The organism is Streptosporangium sp. NPDC003464 (genome assembly GCF_053588315.1).
Genome location: NZ_JBSFPS010000173.1, coordinates 1 through 21,331 on the forward strand (window position 1 = coordinate 1; position 21,331 = coordinate 21,331).

Sequence of the window (21,331 nt, forward strand, 5' to 3'; positions counted from 1 at the left end):
CCCCGGCGCGCTCCACCGGCCGGGACCGGTCCCGGCCGGTGGAGCGCGCCGGGGTGGGACGGCCGGCGGCCCGGCGGACGGGAGCGGGGGCCGCGGCGGTGGACCGCCGTGGGGGTCGGGCTGGCCGCCGCGGTCCTGGCGGTCGCCGCGGTCCTCCCGTCGGACGGCCTGACCGTCATCTCTCCCGATCCGAGCGCGTCCTCCTCCGACCTGCCGGGCGCGGGACCGACCGCCCGGCAGATCCTGCTCGCCGCGGCGACCGCCGTGGCCAAGGCCCCCTCCGAGGGCGCCTACTGGCGCACCCGGACGGTCACAGGGCAGCTGATCGTCGCCCCCGACCGCCACTACCTCATCCGGCGCCGCTCCTCCCGGGAGACGTGGCTGGCCCAGCGGCCCGGCGGCCAGAGCTGGTGGATCGACCGGTATCTCGGCGCGAGGCCCGCGACCCCTCGGGACGAGGCCGCCTGGCGTGCGGCGGGCTCGCCCGGCGACTGGCTCTACCCCGCCGATGTCAGGGACCTTGGCGACGTCCGCTCCGGGGAGAAGGTGGACGGCTCCCCCGGAGAGCCGACGGTCTCCCGGCTGCGCGGCAAGTGGAAGGGGTCGGGCGGGCTCCTGACGAAGGACCTGCTCACCTGGGCCGAGCTGCGCGCGGTCCCGAGCGGCCCGGAGGAACTGCGGGCCTACCTGGAGGCGCGCATCGTCCGGTACGCGGAGAAGTACGGCGGGATGGACCTGGAGCGGGAGATGGAGACACGACTCCAGGGGAGCTGCATGGAGATCCTCTCCGGCCTGCCGGTCTCGTCCGAGGTCCGGGCCTCCGCCTACCAGATCCTGGCCTCGCTGCCCGGCATGAGGGCCGAAGGCGAGGTCACCGACCCGCTCGGCCGCACCGGCCAGGCGCTCAGCTACGGAGTGGACAGGCGCGGAGGCGAGGCAGGCGGCGGGCGCTTCGTGATCGATCCGGACAGCGGGCTGCCCCTCGCCGAGGAGACGAGGAGCGTCGGCAGGCTCGCCGACGACCGGACCGTCGAGGTCGGATCCTTCACCGCGTACGAGGAGATCGGCTGGACGGACGAGGAGCCCGACCTGCCCGACCTGAAGGAGCCCTCCTCGGAGGAGCCCGTCCCGGCGGGATCCGGCCCTGAGGGACCCGATCTGGACAAGCAGGATCTGGAGAGGCCCGATCCGGAGGGCGCCGGCCCGGACCGGTCCGGCCCGGAGGGATCCCCCCTGTCCGTCGAGCGCGAATGACCGCCCGGAGTCACCGAGGAATGCCCCACGGCTGAGAGATCCCGTGGAGGCTCGGATGGATGAGGAGATATTCCGATGAACACGCTCTTCAGAGGCTGAATCAGATGCCGAGGACGATTTTCGAGCAGTTGGCGGCGCTGTTCGGGGCCTACGACGACCTGCATCTCGGAGATGATACGCATGCGCTCGACCAATATGAGGAAATGGATGATCCAGAAGAATTGGACGACGAATTCTGACAGCCGCGTCCGGCATTACCCGGAAATGTTCCAGCCTTGTCGGGAAGTCAGGTCAAGAGGGTTCGCCGCATGAATTTCACATTGGAAGAGGTTCGGTCGCAGACCTACAAGGCACGGGATGCCTGGTGGACGGTGTTCCTGGTGGATCCCCTGGCGGGCCGGCTGGTGGTCGGGACCGCGAACCGCACCTCGATCACCCCGAACCAGATCACCTGGGGCGCCTTCCTTCTCGGCCTGGGATCGGCCGGCTGCTTCCTGATGGCCGACTGGAGGTGGCTGGTCGCCGGGGCCGCCCTCTATCACCTGAGCTTCGTGCTGGACTGCATGGACGGCAAGATCGCCCGCCTCAAGGGCACCGGGACCGTCCTGGGCGGCTGGCTCGACTACGTCTTCGACCGCATCCGCGTGCTCACCTGCACCCTCGCCCTGATGTGGGGGCAGTACCGGGAGACCGGGCAGGAGCTCTACCTGGTCCTTGGCATCGCGGTCGTCTTTCTCGACATGCTCCGCTATGTCGACGCCCTCCAGGTGGCGAAGGTCCGGCGCCAGATGCGCCGCAGGCTGAGGCGGGCGGCCCAGGGACCGGCCGCCGCCGGCCCATCGGTCTCCCCCGAGGATCTGCTGCCGGAGGACCCCGACCCCGACCCCGACCCCGACCCCGACCCCGACCCCGACCCCGACGAGATCAGGGTCCGCACGGCCGGGCCCGTCGACCTTCAGCAGGAGTTCCGCACGCGCTTCGCCTGGTACATCCGGGTCCGTGACTGGCTGCGCGACCACCGTGTCCGCACGCACCTGGTCAGCGGGATCGAGTTCCAGATGGCGGTGTTCATCGTCGGCCCGCTGGCCGGCCAGATCATCCCGGTCACCATCGTCGCGGCGGTGCTCCTGCTCGTCTTCGAGGCCGCGATCATGTACAAGCTCTGGCTGTCGTCCCGTGACTTCACCCGCGCCCTCGCCGGGATCGAGTGGACGGAGACGCAGCCCACGGCGGGCAACTGAGCGCCCGCCCCCGCCCGCCCGGCGAGGCGGCGCGCCGGCACCTGACCGGGGCACCGACATCGACACGAACGGAATGTGATTTGTCGTTCTTACGGCGCGTCGTCGCGAAGGCGCTCCTGAGCGCGCTGGAGGCACGCGACCGGCAGCGCGCCCGGTCGGCGCCGCCTCCCGACGGCCACGAGATACGCATCCTGCTGCTGCACGCCAACGGCATGGGCGGGACGATCAGAACCGTCTTCAACCTCGCCGGGCACCTCGCGCGGACGCACGACGTCGAGATCGTGAGCGTGGTCAGGGAGCGCGAGCGGCCCTTCTTCCCCGTGCCCGCCGGCGTCCGCGTCCGCTACCTCGACGAGCGGCTGCCCCGGCGCAGGGGCCTGCTGTCACGCCTGCCCAGCGTGCTGGTGCCCAAGGACGAGGCCGCCTACCACCGCTTCACCCTCCGGACCGACCTCGAACTTCTCCGTTACATCCGCTCCCGCCGCCGGGGCGTCCTCATCGGCACCCGGCCGGGCCTGAACCTGATCGTCGCCCGCGCCGCCCCGCCCGAGGTCATCACGGTCGCCCAGGAGCACGCGAACCTCTCGGGCCACCGGCCGGCGGTCCGCAGGCAGATCCTCCGCCGGTACGGCAGGCTCGACGCCCTCGTCACACTCACCCGGACCGACCTCCTCGCCTACGAGCGCGCCTACCGGCGGGCGGGCAAGAGCGCCCCGCGGACCCTGACCCGGATCCCGAACGCCGTCACCCGGCTGGAGGGCGGCGTCTCCCCCCTCACCGCCAGGACCGCGGTCACCGTGGGCCGCCTCACCCACGTCAAGGGCCACGACCTGCTGATCCGCGCCTGGGCCCAGGTCCACGCCAGGCATCCGGACTGGACCCTGCGCGTCTTCGGCGGCGGCCCGCGCCGGGAGAAGCTCCAGGCGTCGATCGACAGCCACGCCAGGCGGGAGGTCCAGGCCGCCTCGGAGGTGGTCAGCCACTTGATGACCTCGGCCGCCGCCTTGAGCTTCTTGGTGCCCTTGCCGGCCACGAAGCTGGTGCCGCCGAGCATGCCGCTGGCGGGGGTGCCCCAGTGCGGGACGGGCGCGACGGCCCACTTGCCGGACTGCCCGGCGTGGTTGCCCTTCATGACGCCCGCGCCCCAGGAGGCGCCGACGTAGCCGACGGTCTCGCCGCTCTCCAGCGAGGCGTTCCACTCCTGGCTGAAGGCGCCGTGGGAGTGGACCAGCCCGTCCTTGACCAGGCCCTGCCAGTATTCGGCGACCTTCTTGCCGGCCGCGTCGTCGACCGCGACCTTCCAGGCGTCGCCTTCGGTGCCGAACCACCTGGCGCCCGCCTGCCAGGCGAGCGCGGCCAGGACCGGCCCGTCGTCGGGGAAGAACGTCGCGATGCGCGCCTTCTTGTCGGCCTTCTTGACCTTCTCCGCGGCGGCCCGGAACTCCTCCCAGGTCGCGGGGGCCTCGATGCCCCACTTCTCGAACAGGTCCTTGCGGTAGTAGAAGACCTGCGGGGCGGCGTCCATCGGCAGCGCCCAGGTCTTGCCGCCGAGCTCGACCATGCTGAGCACGTTCGCCGGATACTTGGCCTTGACGTCGGCGACCTCGGCGGAGATGTCCTCCACGGCGCCCTGGTTGACGAAGTCGGGGAGCTGCGCGTACTCGATCGACATGATGTCGGGGGCGTTGGCCGCCTTGACGGCGTTGGAGAACTTGGCGTAGCCGCCGGCCACCCCGGAGGGGATCTCCTCAAACTTGATCTTTATGGCGGTGTGGCTCTTGTTGAACTCGTCCACGACCTCCTTGGTGCCCTTGGCCCAGCCCCAGAAGGTCACCTCGGTGACGGCCTGCGCGGCGTCGCCGGAGGTCGCCTTGTCCGCCTCGCCCCCGCTCGCGCAGGCGGTCAGCAGCGCGACCGAGGCCAGCAGGCCGGCGAGTCCGGCTGTGGCCCGAGACGTCTTACGCTCCATCGGATCGCTCCTCATGTTCATTCGATCGATAGGACATCATTCGTTCATCGATGAACGGATTTCTAGAGGAAGCGTTCAATTGATCAGTAACGAAATGATTGCGCAACACTACGACACGGACAAAGATGCGTAAACCGGTCAGATCACCCTAGAATCCCACAGGACTCGCGCAGGCGGAGCTGGGGGAGCAGGTCCAGGTGGTGGCGCGGGCGCTCCTCGCCCTCGGTCACCCGGGCCACGAGGAGCTCCACCGCGGCCCGGCCGACGGCGTGCTTGGGCGGGGCCACCGCGGTCAGCGGGGGGTCGGCGAGCGCCGCGACCTCGTCGTCGTAGGCCACCACGGAGACGTCGCCGGGCAGGCGGAGCCCGCTCGACCTGAGCTTCTGCACCAGGACGAGCGCGTCCTGGTCGTTGTGGACGACGACGGCCGTGGCGCCGCCCTCCAGGATCGTGGCGACCGCCGGGTCGATGGAGGCGCCGAAGGCCTCGGGGTCGTGCTCGAAGGCGAGCGTCTCGATCATCGGCGGCCCGCCCAGCAGGCCGAGCGAGCGCAGCCCCGACTGGTATCCGGCCCGCACCCGCGGGGTGGTGGGACTGTCGCGCCTGGCCACGAAGAGGATGTCCCGGTGGCCGAGGGCGGCCAGGTGGCGGACGGCCAGGTAGCCGCCGTGGGCGTGGTCGGTCGCGACGTGGTCCAGGTGCTCCAGGCCGCTGCCGAGGGCGGCCACCCGCTCCACCAGCACGGCCGGCACGTCCAGGTCGGCGAGCCAGGTGAGGTTCTGCTCGGGGGCGTCCAGCGCCCGGCACGGGGTGACGAGCAGCCCGTCCACCCCGCCGGCGAGCAGCTGCTCCACCTGGGCGCGCTCCTCGGCCGGCTCGTAGCGCGAGATGCCGAGCACCAGCCTGGCCCCCAGCCGCGCGGCGGCCACCCTGGCCCCCTTGATCACCTCGGGGTAGTAGTAGGTGGCGGAGGGGACCAGCATGCCCAGCGTGAGGGACTCGCCCGCCCCCGGCGCGGCGGAGCCCCCGGCCCGGGGGGCGGCCTGCGTGCCGTCCGGCGTCCCGGCCCCCGCGCCGTCGGCCGCCTGGGGCCTGGCGTGGCCGCGGGGCGGGGCGACGCCGCCGTGCACCCGCGTGACCAGGCCCTGATCCTCCAGGTCGGCCACGTCCCGCCGCACGGTGACCGGCGAGACGCCGAGCCGGTCGGCCAGCTCGGCCAGCCGGACGAGTCCCCGCGCCCGGACCTCGCGCAGGATGAGGTCGTGCCGCTCCGTGGCCAGCATGGGGCGTCTCCTTCGTAACCGGTGTGATCCCGGAATCCAGCCTAATGGTCCGCGTTCGTTTCTGCACGCTTTCGATCGTTCGATCATCTCGTGCTTGACTGGGACCGGATGAGCGTCCTAGCGTCACTGCCGGACAGCAGACCATTTTTCCGGAGGTTTCCGTAGATGACCATGCCGCTCCCTCCGGAAGACCGGGCGCTCAGTCCCCACACCGGATGGACCCGCGCCCACTGGGAGGCGGTCGCCGACGGCCTCCTCGCCGGGGTCGCTCCCCACTTCTCCCCGGCGAGGGCCCAGATCAGGCTCCCCGGGCGGGCGAGCTGGTCGGACTGCGACGGCCTGGAGGGCTTCGCCCGCACGTTCCTGCTCGCGGCCTTCCGGGTGGCGGGCGGGGGAGACCCCGCGCTGCTGGCCCCCTACGGCGAGGGCATGGCCGCCGGTGCCGACCCCGGGCACGCGGAGGCCTGGCAGCCGATAGCCGACCGGACCCAGCCCATGGTCGAGGCGGCCTCGATCGCCATCGGGCTCCAGCTCACCCGGGAGCACCTGTGGGAGCGGCTCTCCCCGGGCGTGCGGGATTCGGTGGCCGGATGGCTCGGCGGCGCGCTGCGGCACGCGCCGGTGGACAACAACTGGTGGCTGTTCCCCGTCGCCGTCGGGGACTTCCTGCGCTCGGCGGGCCGGGACGAGGAGGCGGCCGGCGCGGCCGTCGAGCGCGGCCTGGCCAGGATCGAGCGGTGGTATCTCGGCGACGGCTGGTACACCGACGGCCCCGCCCGCAACCTCGACCACTACAACGGCTGGGCCATGCACCTCTACCCCGCCCTGCACGTCTGGCTGACCGGGGCCCCCGCCGAGCCGTACGGCTCGCGCCTGCGGGAGTTCCTGTCCGGGTACGGCAGCGCCTTCGACGTCAACGGCTCACCCGTCTACCAGGGCCGGTCCGTCACCTACCGGTTCGCCGCCGCCGCCCCGCTCTGGCTCGGCGCGATGCTCGGCGTCTCCCCGCTGGCCCCCGGTGCCACCCGCCGCCTGGCCAGCGGGGCGCTGCGCCACTTCCTCGACAACGGCGCGCTCACCGACGGCCTGCTCTCCCTGGGCTGGCACGGCCCGCACGGGCCCTCCCTGCAGGACTACTCCGGCTCCGCCTCGCCGTACTGGGCCGCCAAGGGGTTCGCCGGCCTGCTGCTGCCGGCCGACCATCCTGTCTGGACGGCGGTGGAGGAGCCCGGCCCGGGCGACGGCGCGGCCGGCCTGCCCGGCCCCGGCCTGCTGGTCCACCGGCACGGCGGCGTCGTCCGGCTGGTCAACCACGGCACCGACCACCAGCCCCTCGACGGTGACGTGCTCCCCGACGACCCCCTCTACGCCCGCTCCGCCTACTCCACCCGGACCGGCCCCAGCCTCGACGTGCCCGACAACCACGTCGGCCTCGTCCTCGACGGCCGGATCACCTCCCGCGGCCGTCTCACCCCGCTGGGCGCCGGACCGGACTGGGCCGCCTCCTCCCACCGCCCCGTCCCCGGCGCCCTGATCGAGTCGCTGAGCGTCGTCCACGGCCCGGTCGAGGCCCGCGTCCACCGCGTCACCGCCCCGGCCGGGACCCCCGTCCGCCAGACCGGCTGGGCCGTGGTCCCCGGCGACGGCCTGAGCAGTGTCCTGCTCGGCGTCGCCGGCTTCGCCGAGGCCGAGCCCCTCCTCTCGGCCGCCGGCACCGTCTTCGGCGCCCCGGCCCGCATCCCCGTGCTGGAGGCCGTGACCTCCGGTGAGACCACCGTCCTCGCGTGCGCGGCGGTCCTCGGCCCGGACCCGGCGGGGGAGGGGGACGCGCCCGTCCTGGACGTGCGCGCCGACCACGCCACCCTGACCTGGCCCGACGGCGCCGTCCACCGCATCGCCCTGTCGCCTTCCCTGGCGGTCGTCCCCTCCTGAGGCCGCCCCGGAGGCGGTGCGGCCGCCGGTGGCCGCTCGCCGTGGGAACGGCTCAGGGCGACAGGTGGATCGACGGGGCGGGCTCCCGGGGAGCGGCCGGGCGGCGGGCGGCGTGAGAGGCGGAGCTCATCAGGAGGCTCGCCGCGGTGAGGGCCACGACCAGGGCCGACCATCCCAGGACGCGGCCCATCCGCAGGCCGTACCCGCACAGGATCCAGTGGAGCGACAGCAGCCAGCGGCCGGAGGAACGGCTGGTGGCCCGGCGCATCTCCATCGCGCCGAAGGCGAAGTCGGCGGCCGTGGCCTTGTCGTCGACCCCGGTGCGGAGCCTGGAGTAGAGGACGGCCAGGCGGTGCGGGGCCGGCGGGTCGGCGTCGGGCCCCGGCCGGCCGCGCCAGGCGTGCTCGTCGGCGCCGGGCCCCGACCAGCCGCGCCAGGTGTGCTCGTCGGCGAGGGTGCGCCGCCGGGTCCACCAGCGCAGCGGCGGCCAGCGCAGCGCGAACCGCACGCCGCGCGGGGTGGTGGCGAACGCGCAGCCGGTCAGCCGGAGCCGCTCGGGGTGGCGGATCCCGGTGAAGCCGCAGACGCTGAGGTCCACGCAGGTCAGCTCCAGCTCCTCGGAGTCCACCCCGCGCAGCGAGGTCACCCGCGCCGCGCCCCGCCCGCTGACCGTGGCGGGACCGCGCAGCGCCGCGTCCTCCAGGTCGGCGTCCGCGCCGTCGAGGCGCACGGTCAGCCTGCCGGTCACCCGCAGCCGCCGCAGGTCCACCGCGCAGTCGCGGGCCGCCACGTCGAGACCGCTGCCCGCCCACGCCCCGGTGAGGCTCAGCCGGCGGCCGACCGCGGCCGGGGTCAGGGAGCAGCCCGCCCAGAACCGTGCCACGTCGAATCCGGCGAGCCCGCCGAACTCGGCCCTGCGGAAGGAGGCCGCACGGCCGAACCGGCATCCCCGGAAGGTCGCGTCACCGGTGAACCGGGCACCGTCGAAGGTGGCGAAGCCGTGGAACTCCGCGCTCTCGAAGGAGACGGTCCGCCCGAACCGGGCCGCGCCGAACAGCGCGTCCCGGCCGGCGGAGACCCGGTCGAAGGCGGCGTGCCCGAGGACGCTCACGCCGTGCAGGGACAGCTCACGGGAGAAGCGGACCTCCCGGAAGGAGACGTTCCCCGCGAAGCGCGCGTCGAGGAACGAGGCGAGCCGGTGGAAGCGGGCGTGGTCGAAGGAGACGTCCCCGTCGAACACGACGCCGCCGAACCTGACCTCCTCGGGGAAGATCGCCCGGTCGAACCTGGCCCGGCCCAGGCGGCCGTGCGCGGCGGCCAGGATCCGCTCCAGCAACTGCCCGCCGACGGTGGTGCCCCGCAGATCGATCGCGGAGCCGGGGGACAGGCCCCGGATGACCTCGTCGAGCTCGCCGCCGTCGAGGTGGGCCAGGCACCGCCCGTACGGCTGTCGCGCCGAACCGGCACATTTCGGGAAGGCGGCGCAGGTCACCCAGCCCACGTCGAGAGTCGTCATGAACGAGTGATACCCACAGACGGCCGCGAAGCGAGATCTAGGTCAAGGCAAGCCATAACTGATGCCGTCCGATCGACATGAAGTGTCAAGATTTGCCGATTTCATCCTCTATCCACTTATAGGTAAGTGTCCGCCGTTCCATGGAGCTCTACGCTCCCGGTCATGCGTGCTTTATCCAGGGCGTCCGCCGCCCTCGTGGCCGTCGGCGTCGCCGCCGCCGGGGTTACGGCCCTCACTTCAGCCCCCGCCCTGGCCGGGCCGGGCACCGTCGTCATCAGCCAGGTCTACGGCGGTGGCGGCAGCAGCGGCGCGCCGCTCGCCAACGACTTCGTCGAGCTGTTCAACCGCGCCTCCGTCCCCGTCGCGCTGGACGGGTGGTCGCTCCAGTACGGCAGCGCCACCGGGACCGGCAACTTCGGCGCCAACCCGGTCGTGCCCCTGTCCGGCACGCTGGCACCCGGCCAGTACCACCTGGTGCAGCTGGCCGGCGGCGCCAACGGAGCCCCGCTGCCCGCGCCGGACAGCACCGGCGCCATCAACATGAGCGGCACCGCGGGCAAGGTCGTCCTGGTCCGCTCGGCCGAGGGACTGGCCTGCAACGGCGGCTCCGCCCCCTGTACGGCGGAGCAGACGGCGCTGATCGCCGACCTCGTCGGATACGGCACCGCGAACTACTCCGAGGGCACCGCCGCCCCGGCCCTCTCCGGCACCACGGCCGGGCTGCGCAAGGACCACGGCTGCGCCGACACCGACCTCAACGGCGCGGACGTGGAGGCCGCGGCCCCCGCGCCGCGCAACCGGGCCACCGCCCCGGCGCCCTGCGGCGACGTCGAGCCCACCCCCACACCGACCCCCACACCGACGCCCACCGCGGAGCCGACGCCCACGCCGACCCCCACACCGCCGGGGGACCCGTGCGAGACCCCGGCCACCCACCAGATCGCCCAGGTGCAGGGCGGCGGTGACGTCAGCCCGCTGGCCGGCCAGACCGTCCGCGTCGAGGGCGTCGTGACCGGCGACTTCCAGGGGACGGACCAGCTCAGCGGGTTCTTCTTCCAGGACCCGACCCCGGACGCCGACCCGGCCACCTCCGAGGGCCTGTTCGCCTTCGCCCGCAGCTCGTTCAAGGACGTCAAGGCCGGCGACCGGGTACTGGTCACCGGCAAGGTCGTCGAGTTCAACGGCTGGACGGAGCTGTCGCCGGTCACCGCCGTGGACGTCTGCGGCACTGGCACCGTCCCCCCGGCGCGGCAGAGCCTGCCCCGGGCCGAGGGCGCGACCTTCGAGCCGGTCGAGAGCATGCTCGTCACCTTCCCCGAGCCGCTCACCGTCAGCGACCACTACAGCCTGGGCCGCTACGGGGAGCTCACCCTCTCCTCCGAGGGGCGCATCTTCCAGCCCACCGACCGCTCCGGCGTGGACGCCGCCCGGAACGCGCGCCGCAGCCTGCTCCTGGACGACGGCTCCACCAGGGAGAACCCCGCTGTCATCCCCCACACCGACCCGCGCACCGTCCGGCTGGGCGACACCGCCTTCGGCGTCACCGGCGTGCTGGGGTACGGCTTCGGCAAGTATCGGCTCCAGCCGACCAAGCCGGTCGACTTCCTGCGGACCAACCCCCGTCTGCCCGCCCCGTTCCCGGTCCTCGGCAACGTCAAGGTGGCCAGCTTCAACACCCTCAACTGGTTCACCACCCTGGGCTCGCGCGGCGCGAGCAACCCCGCCGAGCAGCAGCGCCAGCTCGCCAAGCTGGTCGCCGCGCTCAAGGGCATGGACGCCGATGTCGTCGGCCTGATGGAGGTCCAGAACAACGGCCAGACCGCGGTCCAGGCCCTGGTCGACGCGCTCAACGCCGAAGTGGGCGCGGGCACCTACGCGGCGCTCGCCCACCCCTATCCCGGCACGGACCTGATCCACGTGGCGATGATCTACAAGCCCGGCAGACTCCAGCTCGTCGGGGCCGCCCAGTCGTCCACCGACCCGGTCTTCCGACGGCCCCCGCTGATCCAGACCTTCCGCCGGGTCCAGGGCGGCCAGCCGTTCACGATGATCGTCAACCACTACAAGTCGAAGGGCTGTGACGCCGACGCCACCGGCCCCGACGCCGACCAGGGCGACGGCCAGAGCTGCTACAACGGTGAGCGGGTCCGCCAGGCGGAGGCGACGCTGGGCCTGATCGACAGCCTTGAGCTGCCCAACCCGCTGGTGCTGGGCGACCTCAACGCCTACGGCGAGGAGGACCCGATCGACACCCTGGAGGCCGGCGGCCTGACCAGCGTGACCAAGAAGTTCGTCCCCGCGCCGCTGCGCTACAGCTACCTCTTCGACGGTCAGAGCGGCGAGCTGGACCACGCCATGGCCGGCGCGGGCCTGATCAAGCGGGTGACCAGCGCGACGATCTGGCACATCAACTCCGACGAGAGCCGGATCCTCGACTACAACACCGAGTACAACCCGCCGGGTCTCTACCGGCCCGACGCGTTCCGCTCCTCCGACCACGACCCCGTGGTCATCGGGCTGACCCTGCCGGGGAGCAGGGGCTGACCTGGGGACTCATCCGGCGCGGGCCGGCGGCCTCAGGGCCGTCGGCCCGGCCTTCTTCCGGGTTCCGGGTTGGACGGTATGGTTTGGGCGTTCTGTAACTCCTGGTACTTGTGGGGCACGGGTGACTTCGGGGCCGGCCGGTGGGCAGTATCCGCCACAATCTCAGTGGCAGCAGCCACCGCAGCAATCTCAGTGGCAGCAGCCACCGCCATACCAGCCGCAGTGGCAGCAGCAACCGCCACCTCCGCCACCTCCGCCACTCCCGCCGCCACCTCCGCCCCGGCGCCGCAGGACCGGGCTCTGGGTCACCCTCGGAGTCCTCGCCGTGGTGCTGACCGTGGGGGCCGGGGCCGTGGTGGGGCTGGTGCTGAACTCGGACAAACGCCGTGACCCGTTCGAGGAGGAGGCGGTCACCGCCGACCCGAACTCGGTGGTGGTGACCAAGAAAGACCTGCAGGCGCTCCTGCGGGGGCACACCGAAGCGCTGAACGCCGGGGACCTCAAGGCGTACACGGCGATCTTCGAGAGCAAGACCGCGGGGCTGATCCAGCAGCAGACCAGGGTCTTCAACAATCTGCGCAAGCTGCCGCTCACCCAGATGTCCTACCAGACCCTGCAGCAGCAGGGACGTACGCAGGACAGCTTCGGCCGCGGGGTGACCTTCACCCTCGACGTCGCCTTCGTCCACCAGTTCGAGGGGGTCGACCTGCGCCCGGTCTCGGAGTGGTACCGCTGGACCATCACCAAGAGCGGGGTCGACGCCCCGCTCAGGGTCACCAAGGTCGGCGGGGCACCGGCGCCGCTGGGCGAGTCCAAGACCGTCTACTACCCGGGACCGTGGGACATCTGGCCGAGCGTCGCGGTCGTCAAGACCGAGCGCGCCATCGTGCTGGCCCACCCGTCCATGGCCGCCCAGGCGGAGAGGATCGCCCCGATCGCCGAGCGGGCGGCGGTGAACGACCTGAACTTCGTGGCGGAGAACGGCCAGCGGGGCGAGGCGGTGCCCAAGGGCTTCGTGATCGCGCTGGCCAAGGGCAAGGGGCAGCTCGGCAACCTGTTCCGCCAGACGAAGGCCACCGAGGCCGGGGTCTCCATCCCGATGCCCACCTGGAGCGGGTCCCCGACCGGGGTGAAGATCGGCGCGAGCCGGGTCGTGATGGACGTCACCTCATCGTTCTTCGACACCTCCGAGGGCATCGCGGAGATCTTCCGGCACGAGTTCGCGCACTCGGCGATGGCCAGCCTCGACAGCGGCAAGTTCGACCTGCTGGGACTCGACAACTGGGTCGTCGAGGGGTTCGCCGAGTACGTCGCCAACCGCGGCAGCGCCATCAGCGCCAACATCCGCTACGACGAGGGCCGCGCCTACCTGGCCGGGCAGCTCCCCGAGCCGTTCAGGGGCAGGATCCCGAACAACATTTCCTGGGACGTACAGGGCATGACCGGCGTCAACTACCTGCTGGGGCACCTGGCGATGCGGCTGATCGAGGAGAGGTACGGCGAGCGGAAGCTGGTCGATTTCGTCGCCGCGCACTACCGGGGCGACGAGAGCGCGGCTGCCCTGCAGAAGGTCCTGGGCGTCAGCGAGGCCCAGTTCCAGAGGCAGTGGGCGGACTACGTCCGGGCCCAGCTCGGCTGATCGGGGAAGAGACGAGATGACAGACCCGCACAACCTCCCTCCCCAGGGATATCCCCAGCCCCACCAGGTGCCGCCGGGGCCGCAGCCCCATCCGCAGGCGGGGCAGCCGTACCCGCAGGGTGCCCAGCCCCATCCGCAGGGGGCGCCGGGGCCGCAGCCGTACCCGCAGGGACCCCAGCCCTACCCGCAGGGGCAGCAGCAGCCCTATCCGCAGGGGCAGCAGCCCTACCAGGGAGGGCAGCACCAACCGCCGGGGACAGCCGGGCCGCAGCCGTATCCGCAGACGGTGCAGCCCTACCCGCAGGCGGCCCCGCCCCACCCGCCGGGAGGGCAGCACCCGCAGGGACCCCAGACCTATCCGCAGGGGGCGCCCGGGCAGCAGCCGTACCCGCAGACGGAGCAGCCGTACCTGCCGGGGGGGCAGTACCCGCAGGGACCCCAGGCCTATCCGCAGGGGGCGCCTGGGCCGCAGCCCCACCCGCCGGGGCAGCAGCAGCCCTACCCGCCAGGGGCGCAGCCCTACCCGCCGTCGCAGCCGCCCGGACAGCACGGCGGGAGGCCCGAGCAGCCGCCCGCGAAGCGGAGGACCGGCAGGACGGTGCTCTTCGTGGCGCTGGGCCTCGTCCTGCTGGCCGGCCTCGGCGGCGGTACCGCCTGGGTCGTCTCCGGAGGGTTCGGCGGGTCCGGCGGGGGCGACGGCGACTGGCAGGTGCCGTTCACCACCGCTGACACCGAGGTCATCGGCACCGACAACTCGATCGCCTTCGGCGCCTGGGTGAGCGAGACCGCCGCGATCCGGGTGCAGAAGGACGGCGTGCTCGCCTACGACCTCAAGACCGGCAAGCGGGTCTGGGGCACGCCGTCGCCGGGTGAGCAGCTCTGCGCGGCGACCCCCGAGATCACGGGCGGCAAGGGCGCCTTCGCCTACGGCACCACGAAGGTCTGCGACCGCCTGGCGGGCGTCGACGCCAAGACCGGCAAAGTGCTCTGGAAGGTCAGGATCCCGGGGCCGGCGTCGCAGGACGACCGGACCCGGAGCCTCCGCGCCCCCGGCCTCACGCTCGCCGGTGACCTGGCGGTCGTGCGGACCGACAAGGAGGTGTCGGCCTACCGGCTCTCCGACGGGAAGAAGGAGTGGACGTCGAAGGCCTCGGAGGTCTGCACGGTCATCGACGTCGTCGCCTCGCCCAAGCAGGTGGTGGCCAACCTGAACTGCTACCAGGGTGGTGACAGTGTCGTCGTGCTCGACGGGAAGACCGGCGCCCTCAAGGGGGAGCACCGGATCACCGACGACGACGGGGGGCCGGAGCACCTGCTCTCGGCCGACCCGGTGGTGGCGGCGTGGGCAGGCGGTGACAAGTCCGACATCCTCGTGCTGGACGATAAGGGCAAGAAGCTCCGCGAGTTCGACACCGGGACGAAGGCCGATCTGCTGCGGCTGAACGACACGATCTACATCGACGGCGGCTACAAGGAGTTCCGCGCCCTGGTGCGCGGCGGCGTGCTCTACATGGCCACCTTCCCGGAGAACACGGAGGGGGGTGGGATCAGCCGTGACGAGGTGCTGGCCTTCGACCTGGCGAGCGGCAGGCAGCTGTGGAAGTCCTCGGGCACCGGCGCCAACATGCTCACCTTCGTCGACGCCGACGACAAGGGGGCGCTGGTCATGGAGGCGGGCGGAAGGAACGAGCCCGTCCCCCGGCTCACCAGGCTCGACCCCGCGACGGGGAAGGCCACGCCGGTCGCCGACCTGTGGCAGAAAGCCGGTGGGGAGAGCAGCCAGGCCCGCGTCCGCTACCGGAACGGCACCCTGGTGATCATGCCCTTCGAGAAGATCGCGGCCCAGTACGCCATCACCGTGCTGCGCGTCGAGGCCGGCTGAGCCCCGGCCGGCCCGGGCGGCCGCCTCCGGTGATTCACCGGGCGGCCCCCGCGGCCGGCGTCCGGGCGAGGTCGGAACGGAGCCGGAGGGCGTCGGTGAACAGCACGGACTCGATCCCGACGGCCTCGGCCGCGGCGACGTTCTCCCGCCTGTCGTCGACGAGCAGCAGGTCGCCCGGCCGCGCGCCGAGCCGTTCGCACATCTGCCGGAACGCCTGCGGGTCGGGTTTGACCCGCCGCAGGTCGGCGCTGAAGAACCGGTGCCGGAACAGGCGGGCCCAGGGCTGGCCGTCGATCAGGCGGGCCAGCTCCACCGGGGTGTTCGACAGCAGCGCGAGCGGGACGTTCCGGCGGGCCAACTCCTTCACGAGCGCCAGGGTGTCCGGGTTGAGATGGGTCCACGCCTTGAGGTCGAGGGCGGACAGCACCTCGAGGAGATCCGGGTCGGCGGTCCTGCCCAGCCGCGCGCACACCCCGGCCCAGAAGTGGCGGGCGTCCACCGCGCCGAGGTCGTAGGCCCGCCGGTCCTCCCAGTAGGCGGGCCAGAACCGCTCCGGCGCGACGTCGACGGTCTGCGGCAGCAGAGCGCCGGCGTGCTCGGGCGGCGGGAAGTTGATGACCCCGGCGTAGCCGAAAACAACCCATTTCACGAGCACTCCCCAGTCGGTACGGCAGCGAGACCGTCCCGCCCCGGCCCCGGTGGCGATCGATCAGATTCTTAACATCTATCACGTTTGAATGAACACACAAAAAGTGCGTTCCCTGTCCGCGTCGCCGGAGAGGTCTGGGGGGCCGTGGGGGTGGATGGAATGCCGGGCGGGGGTAAGTGGTTATGCGAGCCGTACGGACGCGACAGGAAAGCCGTAGACAAGCGGCGGACGAGACAAGAGGAGCCAACGGTGGCGACCATCGAGGTAACCGAGAAGAACTTCAACGAGATCGCCGACGAGGGGATCGTCCTGCTGGACTTCTGGGCGGCCTGGTGCGGGCCGTGCCGCACGTTCGGGCCGATTTTCGAGAAGTCGTCGGAGAAGCACGGCGACATCAAGTTCGGCAAGATCGACACTGAGGCGGAGCAGGCGCTGGCCCAGGGTTTCGAGATCACCTCGATTCCGACGATCATGGCCATCCGCGACGGCATCGTCGTCTTCGCCCAGCCCGGCGCGCTGCCCGAGGCCGCCCTCGAGGACCTGATCGGCCAGGTCCGCGCGCTCGACATGGACGCGATCCGGACCGAGCTCGCGAACGAGATGGGCGTGCAGAAGAACTGACACCCGAGCCAGAAAAGCCCCGCAACCGGTGACGGCGCGGGGCTTTCGCATGTGAGCCCTCGGAGAGGTCCGGCAGGAGGCTCAGACCGAGCGGTAGAGTTCGGCCACCCGGAAGGCCAGGTCCAGCGACTGGCTCCGGTTCAGGCGCGGATCGCACGCCGTCTCGTAGCGCAGCGCCAGGTCGTCTTCGACGATCTCCGCGCCGCCGCCCACGCACTCGGTGACGTCGTCGCCGGTGAACTCGATGTGGATGCCGCCGGGGTGGGTGCCGAGCTCGCGGTGGACGTCGAAGAAGCCCGCCACCTCGTTCAGGACGTCGTCCAGGCGGCGGGTCTTGTGCCCGCTGGGTGCCTCGAAGGTGTTGCCGTGCATGGGGTCGCAGATCCACGCCACCTGGGCGCCGCTGGCGGTGACCTTCTCCACCAGCTCGGGGAGGTGCTGGCGGATCTTCGACGCGCCCATCCGGGTGATGAACGTCAGCCGCCCGGCCTCGTTGTCCGGGTTCAGCTTCTCGATCAGCGCGAGGGCGTCCTCCGGCGTGGTCGTCGGGCCGAGCTTCACGCCGATCGGGTTGCGGATCCGGGAGAAGAACTCCACGTGCGCGCTGTCGAGCTGGCGGGTGCGCTCGCCGATCCAGACCATGTGCGCCGACACGTCGTACGGCTCGCCGGTCCGGGAGTCGATCCTGGTGAGCGCCCGGTCGTAGTCCAGGATCAGCGCCTCGTGGGAGGAGTAGAACTCCACGCTGTGGAACTCCTCCGGCTCGGCGCCGCAGGCGCGCATGAACGCCAGCGCCTGGTCGATCTCCCGGGCGAGCTGCTCGTAACGCTTGCCGGCCGGGGACTCGATCACGAAGTCCTGGTTCCAGGCGTGCACCTGGCGCAGGTCGGCGTAGCCGCCCTTGGTGAAGGCGCGGGCCAGGTTCAGCGTCACCGCGGAGGAGTGGTAGGCGCGCAGCAGCCGCCACGGGTCGGGGACGCGGGACTCGGGGGTGAAGTCGAAGCCGTTGACCATGTCGCCCCGGTAGGCGGGCAGCTCCACGCCGTCGCGGGTCTCGGTGCCCTTGGAGCGCGGCTTGGCGAACTGCCCGGCCATCCGGCCGATCTTCACGACCGGCACCTTCGCCGCGTAGGTGAGCACGATCGCCATCTGCAGCAGCGTCTTCAGCTTGTTGCGCACGTCGTCGGCGGTGGCCCCGGCGAACGTCTCGGCGCAGTCGCCGCCCTGCAGGACGAAGGCCTCGCCCCGCGCCACGGCCGCCAGGTCGGCCTTGAGGTTGTCACACTCCCCTGCGAAGACCAGGGGAGGAAGCCCCTGCAGTTCGGCGACGACCTTGTCCAGCTCGCCGCGGTCGGGCCACTCGGGCTGCTGCGCCGCAGGCAGCTGCCGCCAGGAATCGAGGTTGATGCTCACGACATACCAGGCTATTGCAACCGGCTGTGCGGACCGACCCGATTGTCCACGGACTGAGAAGGACTTTATGCATGTTGAGACACCTCTGGAGTCCTGACATGCTCGGGAAGCACGCCGAAACCGATGAAACGGCGGGCCAGGGCCCCGATCACCGGGACGCGGGAGAGGTCGCGCGGCACCCGCGCCGGACCGGCGTCTCCCGACAGGGCGGGACGGATCAGCCGGGCCTGCACCACGCGCTGGGCGAACTGGGTGACCACGGTGGGCGGGGTGCGGCGGCGCTGGACCGCGGCGAGCAGGGACTCGGGGATCTCGGCCCCGGCCGAGAGCGGCCCGGCCAGCAGGTTGGCCGCGGCCACCGCGTCCTGCACGGCCAGGTTGATGCCGACGCCGAAGACCGGCGACATCGCGTGCGCCGCGTCACCGATGACCAGCAGGCCCGGACGGTGCCAGCGGCGCAGCCGGTTGAGCGCGACCGACAGCATGCTCACGTCGTCGAAGCCCGACAGCAGCCCGACCCGCTCCTTGAGGAAGGGCAGCAGCTCGGCGACCGGCGCGCGCAGCGCGTCGATGTCCCGGGCCCGCAGGGCGTCGAAGCCCCCCTTGGGGATCAGGTAGGCGAGCTGCCAGTAGGTCTCGCGGTTGATCGCCACCATCATGTGACCGGCGGAGACCCGCAGGAACGGCTGGGCGGGATCGGCCGGCTCGCGCGGCAGCCGGAACCACAGCACGTCCATCGGCGCGCCGTGCTCCACCGGGACGAGCCCGGCGGCCCGGCGCACGTCGGAGTGGCGGCCGTCGGCGGCCACGGTGAGCGCCGCGCGCAGCTCGTGCTCGCCGCCGGCGTCGCGGTAGCGGACCCCGCGCACCGCGTTTCCCTCGCGGATCACGCCGACCACCTCGGCGTTCATGACGAGACGGAAGGTGGGATACCGCTTGGCGGCGCCGGTCACCAGGTTGAGGAAGTCCCACTGCGGCACGAACGCGATGTAGTTGTATCTGCCCGGGAGCCTGGACAGGTCGGCGATCGGCACCGTGGCCTCGTCGGTCTGCAGGGACATGGTGTGCGCCTTGCGGTGGGGCAGCCGGCCGAACTCCCCGGCCAGGCCCAGCTCGTCGAGGACCTGCAGGGTCGAGGGGTGGATGGTGTCCCCCCTGAAGTCGCGCAGGAAGTCGCCGTGTTTCTCCAGCAGCGTCACCTGGACGCCGGACCGTGCCAGCAGCAGGGCGAGCACGGCTCCCGCCGGGCCGCCCCCGGCGATCACGCATGTGTTCTCATCCATAATTCATCACCCAATGAAATACTGGCACAGAGTTCTCGAAGTGAACAGGTTTTCCGGCAATCCGTTCCCTGCCCCGTGTCGAATAGGCGGGTGTGAGGACAGAACGTGAGCCCTCGGGAGCACCGGCCCCCGGCGGGGGACCCGGCCTGGAGGACCTCCTCGCCCAGGTGGCGCTGGGGCACGAGCGGGCCTTCGAGCAGCTCTACGACCTGCTGGCCGGTCCGGTCTTCGGCGTCGCCCGGCGGGTGCTGCGCGACCGGGCCCAGGCCGAGGAAGTGACGCAGGAGGTCCTGGTCGAGGTGTGGCGGACCGCCTCCCGCTACGACCGGACCCGCGGCAGCGCGCTGGCGTGGGTGATGACCATGGCCCACCACCGCTCGGTGGACCGGGTCCGGTCCGCGCAGGCCGCGACCGACCGGGAGGAGAAGGTCTCCAGGATGTCCGGGGAGGTCGCCTACGACCAGGTCTCCGAGGCGGTCACCACCCGGCTGGAGGGGGAGCGGGTGCGCCGCTGCCTCGGCGGCCTGACCGAGCTCCAGCGGCAGGCCGTGACCCTCGCCTACTACGGTGGCTACAGCTATCCGGAGGTGGCGGGGCTGCTCCGGGTGCCCCTGGGCACGATCAAGACCAGGATGCGCGACGGGCTCGTCCGGCTCCGCGACTGCATGGGGGTGGAACGATGAACGAGGACCTCCACACCCTGTCCGGCGCCTACGCGCTGCACGCGCTGCCCGAGCGGGAGGTCGCGCTCTTCGAGGACCACATGGCCAGGTGCGAGGCCTGCGCCATCGAGGTGCGCGGCCTGTCGGAGACTGCCGCGCGGCTGGCCGTGGCCGCCGCCGAGGCCCCGCCCGCCACGCTGCGCGCCCGCGTCATGGCGCAGATCGCCGAGGTCCGCCAGGAGCCGCCGCTGCCGGCGGCCGGCGCCGGGCCGCGGCCCCGCGAGGTGATACGGCTCGAGTCCCGTCCCGCCTGGCGGGGGCGCGGCGCGGTGGCCCTGGTCGCGGTGGCGAGCGCCGCCGCGGTGGCTCTCGGCGTCGTCGCCGTCGACGCCCGGCGGGAGCGCGACACGCTCCGGCAGATCGTGGCCGTGATGGCCGCACCCGACGCCAGGACGGTCAGGCGCCCCGTCTCCTCCGGCGGCACCGGCACGACGGTGATGTCACCCTCCGAGGGGAAGATGGTGTTCACCGCCACGGGGCTCCCCCCGCTGCCCGCCTCCCGGGTCTACCAGCTGTGGCTGATGGGGCCCGACGGTGTCCGGCCGGCCGGTCTGCTGGAGCGGGCCGCGGGCGGTGCCATGGCCCCGGTCACGGCCACCCCGCTCCGGGGCGACGACCGGGTCGGCCTGACCGTCGAACCGGTGGGCGGCTCCGACCGGCCCACCACCGCGCCCATCATGCTCGCCGAGCTGCCCCGCGCCTGACGGGGGCCGTTCACCTGCCGCCGGTCCGAACCGGCGGCGGTAGGCGGTGGGGCTGAGCCCTGTCCGCCGCCGCATCTGGGCCCGCAGGTTCGAGGCCGTCCCCAGGCCGCTGGCCTGCGCGACCGCGTCCAGCCGCAGTTCGCCGCGCTCGATGAGCCTGCAGGCCAGCGCCACCCGCTCGGCGCTCAGCCAGGCCAGCGGGGTGGTGCCGAGCTCGGCCTGGAAGCGCCGGTGCAGGGTTGCCGGGCTGACCGCGGCGCGGGCGGCCAGCTCCGCCACGGTCAGCGGCCGGTTCAGGTGCCGCTGGGCCCAGGCGAGCACGGGCGCGAGCGAGGTGTCGGGCACGGCGGGCACCGGGCGTTCGACGAACTGGCGCTGGCCGCCGTCACGGTGGGCGGCGAACACCAGGCGGCGGCTGACGGAGTTGGCCACCTCGGCGCCGTGGTCGCGGCGGATCAGGTGCAGGCCCAGATCCAGCGCGGCCGCGCTCCCCGCGGCCGTCAGCACGTCCCCGTCGTCGACGAACAGGACGTCCGGCCGCAGCAGCACCGCGGGGTGGCGGGCGGCGAACAGCTCGGTCCAGCGCCAGTGCGTGGCGGCCGGGCGGCCGTCGAGGACGCTGCCCACGTAGGTCGTGCTGCCGGCGATCGCGGTGGACACGAAGCCGGGGCAGATCGCG

The 21,331-nt window shown here is 72.4% G+C and carries 16 protein-coding genes and 3 pseudogenes; 11 read left to right on the forward strand and 8 right to left on the reverse strand.

Annotation, left to right across the window (positions count from 1 at the left end; all coding sequences use genetic code 11):
• The 3 genes from ACWDS7_RS31240 to ACWDS7_RS31250 all read left to right on the forward strand — a co-directional run.
• Positions 1-1,254: CU044_5270 family protein (locus ACWDS7_RS31240; protein ID WP_451932178.1), on the forward strand; the 1,254-nt coding region annotated here is incomplete at its 5' end.
• A 104-nt stretch (positions 1,255-1,358) separates the two neighbouring features.
• Positions 1,359-1,493 (forward strand): hypothetical protein, encoded by a 135-nt coding sequence (locus tag ACWDS7_RS31245; protein WP_451932179.1) that lies wholly within the window; start codon positions 1,359-1,361, stop codon positions 1,491-1,493.
• A gap of 69 nt (positions 1,494-1,562) precedes the next feature.
• Positions 1,563-2,495 carry a CDP-alcohol phosphatidyltransferase family protein gene (locus ACWDS7_RS31250; RefSeq protein ID WP_451932180.1) on the forward strand — a complete coding sequence of 311 codons (933 nt, stop codon included), beginning with the start codon at positions 1,563-1,565 and terminating at the stop codon, positions 2,493-2,495.
• 466 nt (positions 2,496-2,961) lie between these two features.
• On the opposite strand, the gene ACWDS7_RS31255 is transcribed toward ACWDS7_RS31250, so the two are convergent.
• On the reverse strand, positions 2,962-3,153 hold the full coding sequence (locus ACWDS7_RS31255; RefSeq protein ID WP_451932191.1) for a hypothetical protein: 192 nt from the start codon (positions 3,151-3,153) through the stop codon (positions 2,962-2,964).
• A gap of 139 nt (positions 3,154-3,292) precedes the next feature.
• Here ACWDS7_RS31255 and ACWDS7_RS31260 point away from each other — a divergent pair.
• A pseudogene (locus tag ACWDS7_RS31260) lies at positions 3,293-3,430 on the forward strand (glycosyltransferase); the annotation flags it as partial.
• A 35-nt stretch (positions 3,431-3,465) separates the two neighbouring features.
• Here the strand turns inward: ACWDS7_RS31260 and ACWDS7_RS31265 are convergent.
• Together ACWDS7_RS31265 and ACWDS7_RS31270 are read right to left on the reverse strand one after the other, a co-directional pair.
• Positions 3,466-4,485, reverse strand: a pseudogene (locus tag ACWDS7_RS31265) (ABC transporter substrate-binding protein); the annotation flags it as partial.
• A 122-nt stretch (positions 4,486-4,607) separates the two neighbouring features.
• Positions 4,608-5,747: a substrate-binding domain-containing protein gene (locus tag ACWDS7_RS31270; RefSeq protein ID WP_451932181.1), complete on the reverse strand. Its 1,140-nt coding sequence runs from the start codon at positions 5,745-5,747 to the stop codon at positions 4,608-4,610.
• Positions 5,748-5,912: 165 nt separating this feature from the next.
• Between ACWDS7_RS31270 and ACWDS7_RS31275 the strand changes: the two genes are divergently transcribed.
• Positions 5,913-7,679 carry a DUF2264 domain-containing protein gene (locus tag ACWDS7_RS31275; RefSeq protein ID WP_451932182.1) on the forward strand — a complete coding sequence of 589 codons (1,767 nt, stop codon included), beginning with the start codon at positions 5,913-5,915 and terminating at the stop codon, positions 7,677-7,679.
• A 52-nt stretch (positions 7,680-7,731) separates the two neighbouring features.
• Here the strand turns inward: ACWDS7_RS31275 and ACWDS7_RS31280 are convergent, their stop codons facing one another.
• Positions 7,732-9,195 (reverse strand): pentapeptide repeat-containing protein, encoded by a 1,464-nt coding sequence (locus ACWDS7_RS31280; RefSeq protein ID WP_451932183.1) that lies wholly within the window; start codon positions 9,193-9,195, stop codon positions 7,732-7,734.
• Between the two features lie 162 nt (positions 9,196-9,357).
• Between ACWDS7_RS31280 and ACWDS7_RS31285 the strand changes: the two genes are divergently transcribed.
• From ACWDS7_RS31285 to ACWDS7_RS31295, 3 genes are all read left to right on the forward strand, one after another.
• Positions 9,358-11,739 carry an ExeM/NucH family extracellular endonuclease gene (locus ACWDS7_RS31285; protein WP_451932184.1) on the forward strand — a complete coding sequence of 794 codons (2,382 nt, stop codon included), beginning with the start codon at positions 9,358-9,360 and terminating at the stop codon, positions 11,737-11,739.
• Positions 11,740-12,064: 325 nt separating this feature from the next.
• Positions 12,065-13,378 (forward strand): hypothetical protein, encoded by a 1,314-nt coding sequence (locus ACWDS7_RS31290; RefSeq protein ID WP_451932185.1) that lies wholly within the window; start codon positions 12,065-12,067, stop codon positions 13,376-13,378.
• Positions 13,379-13,394: 16 nt separating this feature from the next.
• Positions 13,395-15,260, forward strand: a complete 1,866-nt coding sequence (locus ACWDS7_RS31295; protein ID WP_451932186.1) for an outer membrane protein assembly factor BamB family protein — start codon at positions 13,395-13,397, stop codon at positions 15,258-15,260.
• Positions 15,261-15,294: 34 nt separating this feature from the next.
• On the opposite strand, the gene ACWDS7_RS31300 is transcribed toward ACWDS7_RS31295, so the two are convergent.
• Positions 15,295-15,909 carry an HAD family hydrolase gene (locus ACWDS7_RS31300; protein WP_451932187.1) on the reverse strand — a complete coding sequence of 205 codons (615 nt, stop codon included), beginning with the start codon at positions 15,907-15,909 and terminating at the stop codon, positions 15,295-15,297.
• Positions 15,910-16,158: 249 nt separating this feature from the next.
• Here ACWDS7_RS31300 and trxA point away from each other — a divergent pair, with 249 nt between their 5' ends.
• On the forward strand, positions 16,159-16,530 hold the full coding sequence (trxA, locus tag ACWDS7_RS31305; RefSeq protein WP_306858238.1) for a thioredoxin: 372 nt from the start codon (positions 16,159-16,161) through the stop codon (positions 16,528-16,530).
• An 81-nt stretch (positions 16,531-16,611) separates the two neighbouring features.
• Here the strand turns inward: trxA and ACWDS7_RS31310 are convergent, their stop codons facing one another.
• Positions 16,612-17,943 (reverse strand): class II 3-deoxy-7-phosphoheptulonate synthase, encoded by a 1,332-nt coding sequence (locus ACWDS7_RS31310; protein WP_306858239.1) that lies wholly within the window; start codon positions 17,941-17,943, stop codon positions 16,612-16,614.
• Positions 17,944-18,008: 65 nt separating this feature from the next.
• A complete protein-coding gene (locus ACWDS7_RS31315) occupies positions 18,009-19,226 on the reverse strand; it encodes an FAD-dependent oxidoreductase (RefSeq protein ID WP_451932188.1) in 1,218 nt (405 codons plus the stop codon).
• Between the two features lie 92 nt (positions 19,227-19,318).
• Between ACWDS7_RS31315 and sigK the strand changes: the two genes are divergently transcribed.
• Positions 19,319-19,909, forward strand: coding sequence for an ECF RNA polymerase sigma factor SigK (gene sigK, locus ACWDS7_RS31320; protein ID WP_451932189.1), 591 nt, complete (start codon positions 19,319-19,321; stop codon positions 19,907-19,909).
• Positions 19,906-20,652 (forward strand): anti-sigma factor, encoded by a 747-nt coding sequence (locus tag ACWDS7_RS31325; RefSeq protein WP_451932190.1) that lies wholly within the window; start codon positions 19,906-19,908, stop codon positions 20,650-20,652. Before sigK ends, ACWDS7_RS31325 begins: the two co-directional genes overlap by 4 nt.
• Here ACWDS7_RS31325 and ACWDS7_RS31330 read toward each other — a convergent pair.
• Positions 20,650-21,331, reverse strand: a pseudogene (locus ACWDS7_RS31330) (helix-turn-helix domain-containing protein); the annotation flags it as partial. The gene ACWDS7_RS31325 and the pseudogene ACWDS7_RS31330 overlap by 3 nt on opposite strands.

Bases quoted from the DNA above. Each gene is read 5' to 3' on its own strand.
- ACWDS7_RS31245 (WP_451932179.1), top strand. From the start codon at position 1,359: ATGCCGAGGACGATTTTCGAGCAGTTGGCGGCGCTGTTCGGGGCCTAC.
- ACWDS7_RS31250 (WP_451932180.1), top strand. From the start codon at position 1,563: ATGAATTTCACATTGGAAGAGGTTCGGTCGCAGACCTACAAGGCACGG.
- ACWDS7_RS31270 (WP_451932181.1), bottom strand. From the start codon at position 5,747: ATGCTGGCCACGGAGCGGCACGACCTCATCCTGCGCGAGGTCCGGGCG.
- ACWDS7_RS31275 (WP_451932182.1), top strand. From the start codon at position 5,913: ATGACCATGCCGCTCCCTCCGGAAGACCGGGCGCTCAGTCCCCACACC.
- ACWDS7_RS31280 (WP_451932183.1), bottom strand. From the start codon at position 9,195: ATGACGACTCTCGACGTGGGCTGGGTGACCTGCGCCGCCTTCCCGAAA.
- ACWDS7_RS31285 (WP_451932184.1), top strand. From the start codon at position 9,358: ATGCGTGCTTTATCCAGGGCGTCCGCCGCCCTCGTGGCCGTCGGCGTC.
- ACWDS7_RS31295 (WP_451932186.1), top strand. From the start codon at position 13,395: ATGACAGACCCGCACAACCTCCCTCCCCAGGGATATCCCCAGCCCCAC.
- ACWDS7_RS31315 (WP_451932188.1), bottom strand. From the start codon at position 19,226: ATGGATGAGAACACATGCGTGATCGCCGGGGGCGGCCCGGCGGGAGCC.
- ACWDS7_RS31325 (WP_451932190.1), top strand. From the start codon at position 19,906: ATGAACGAGGACCTCCACACCCTGTCCGGCGCCTACGCGCTGCACGCG.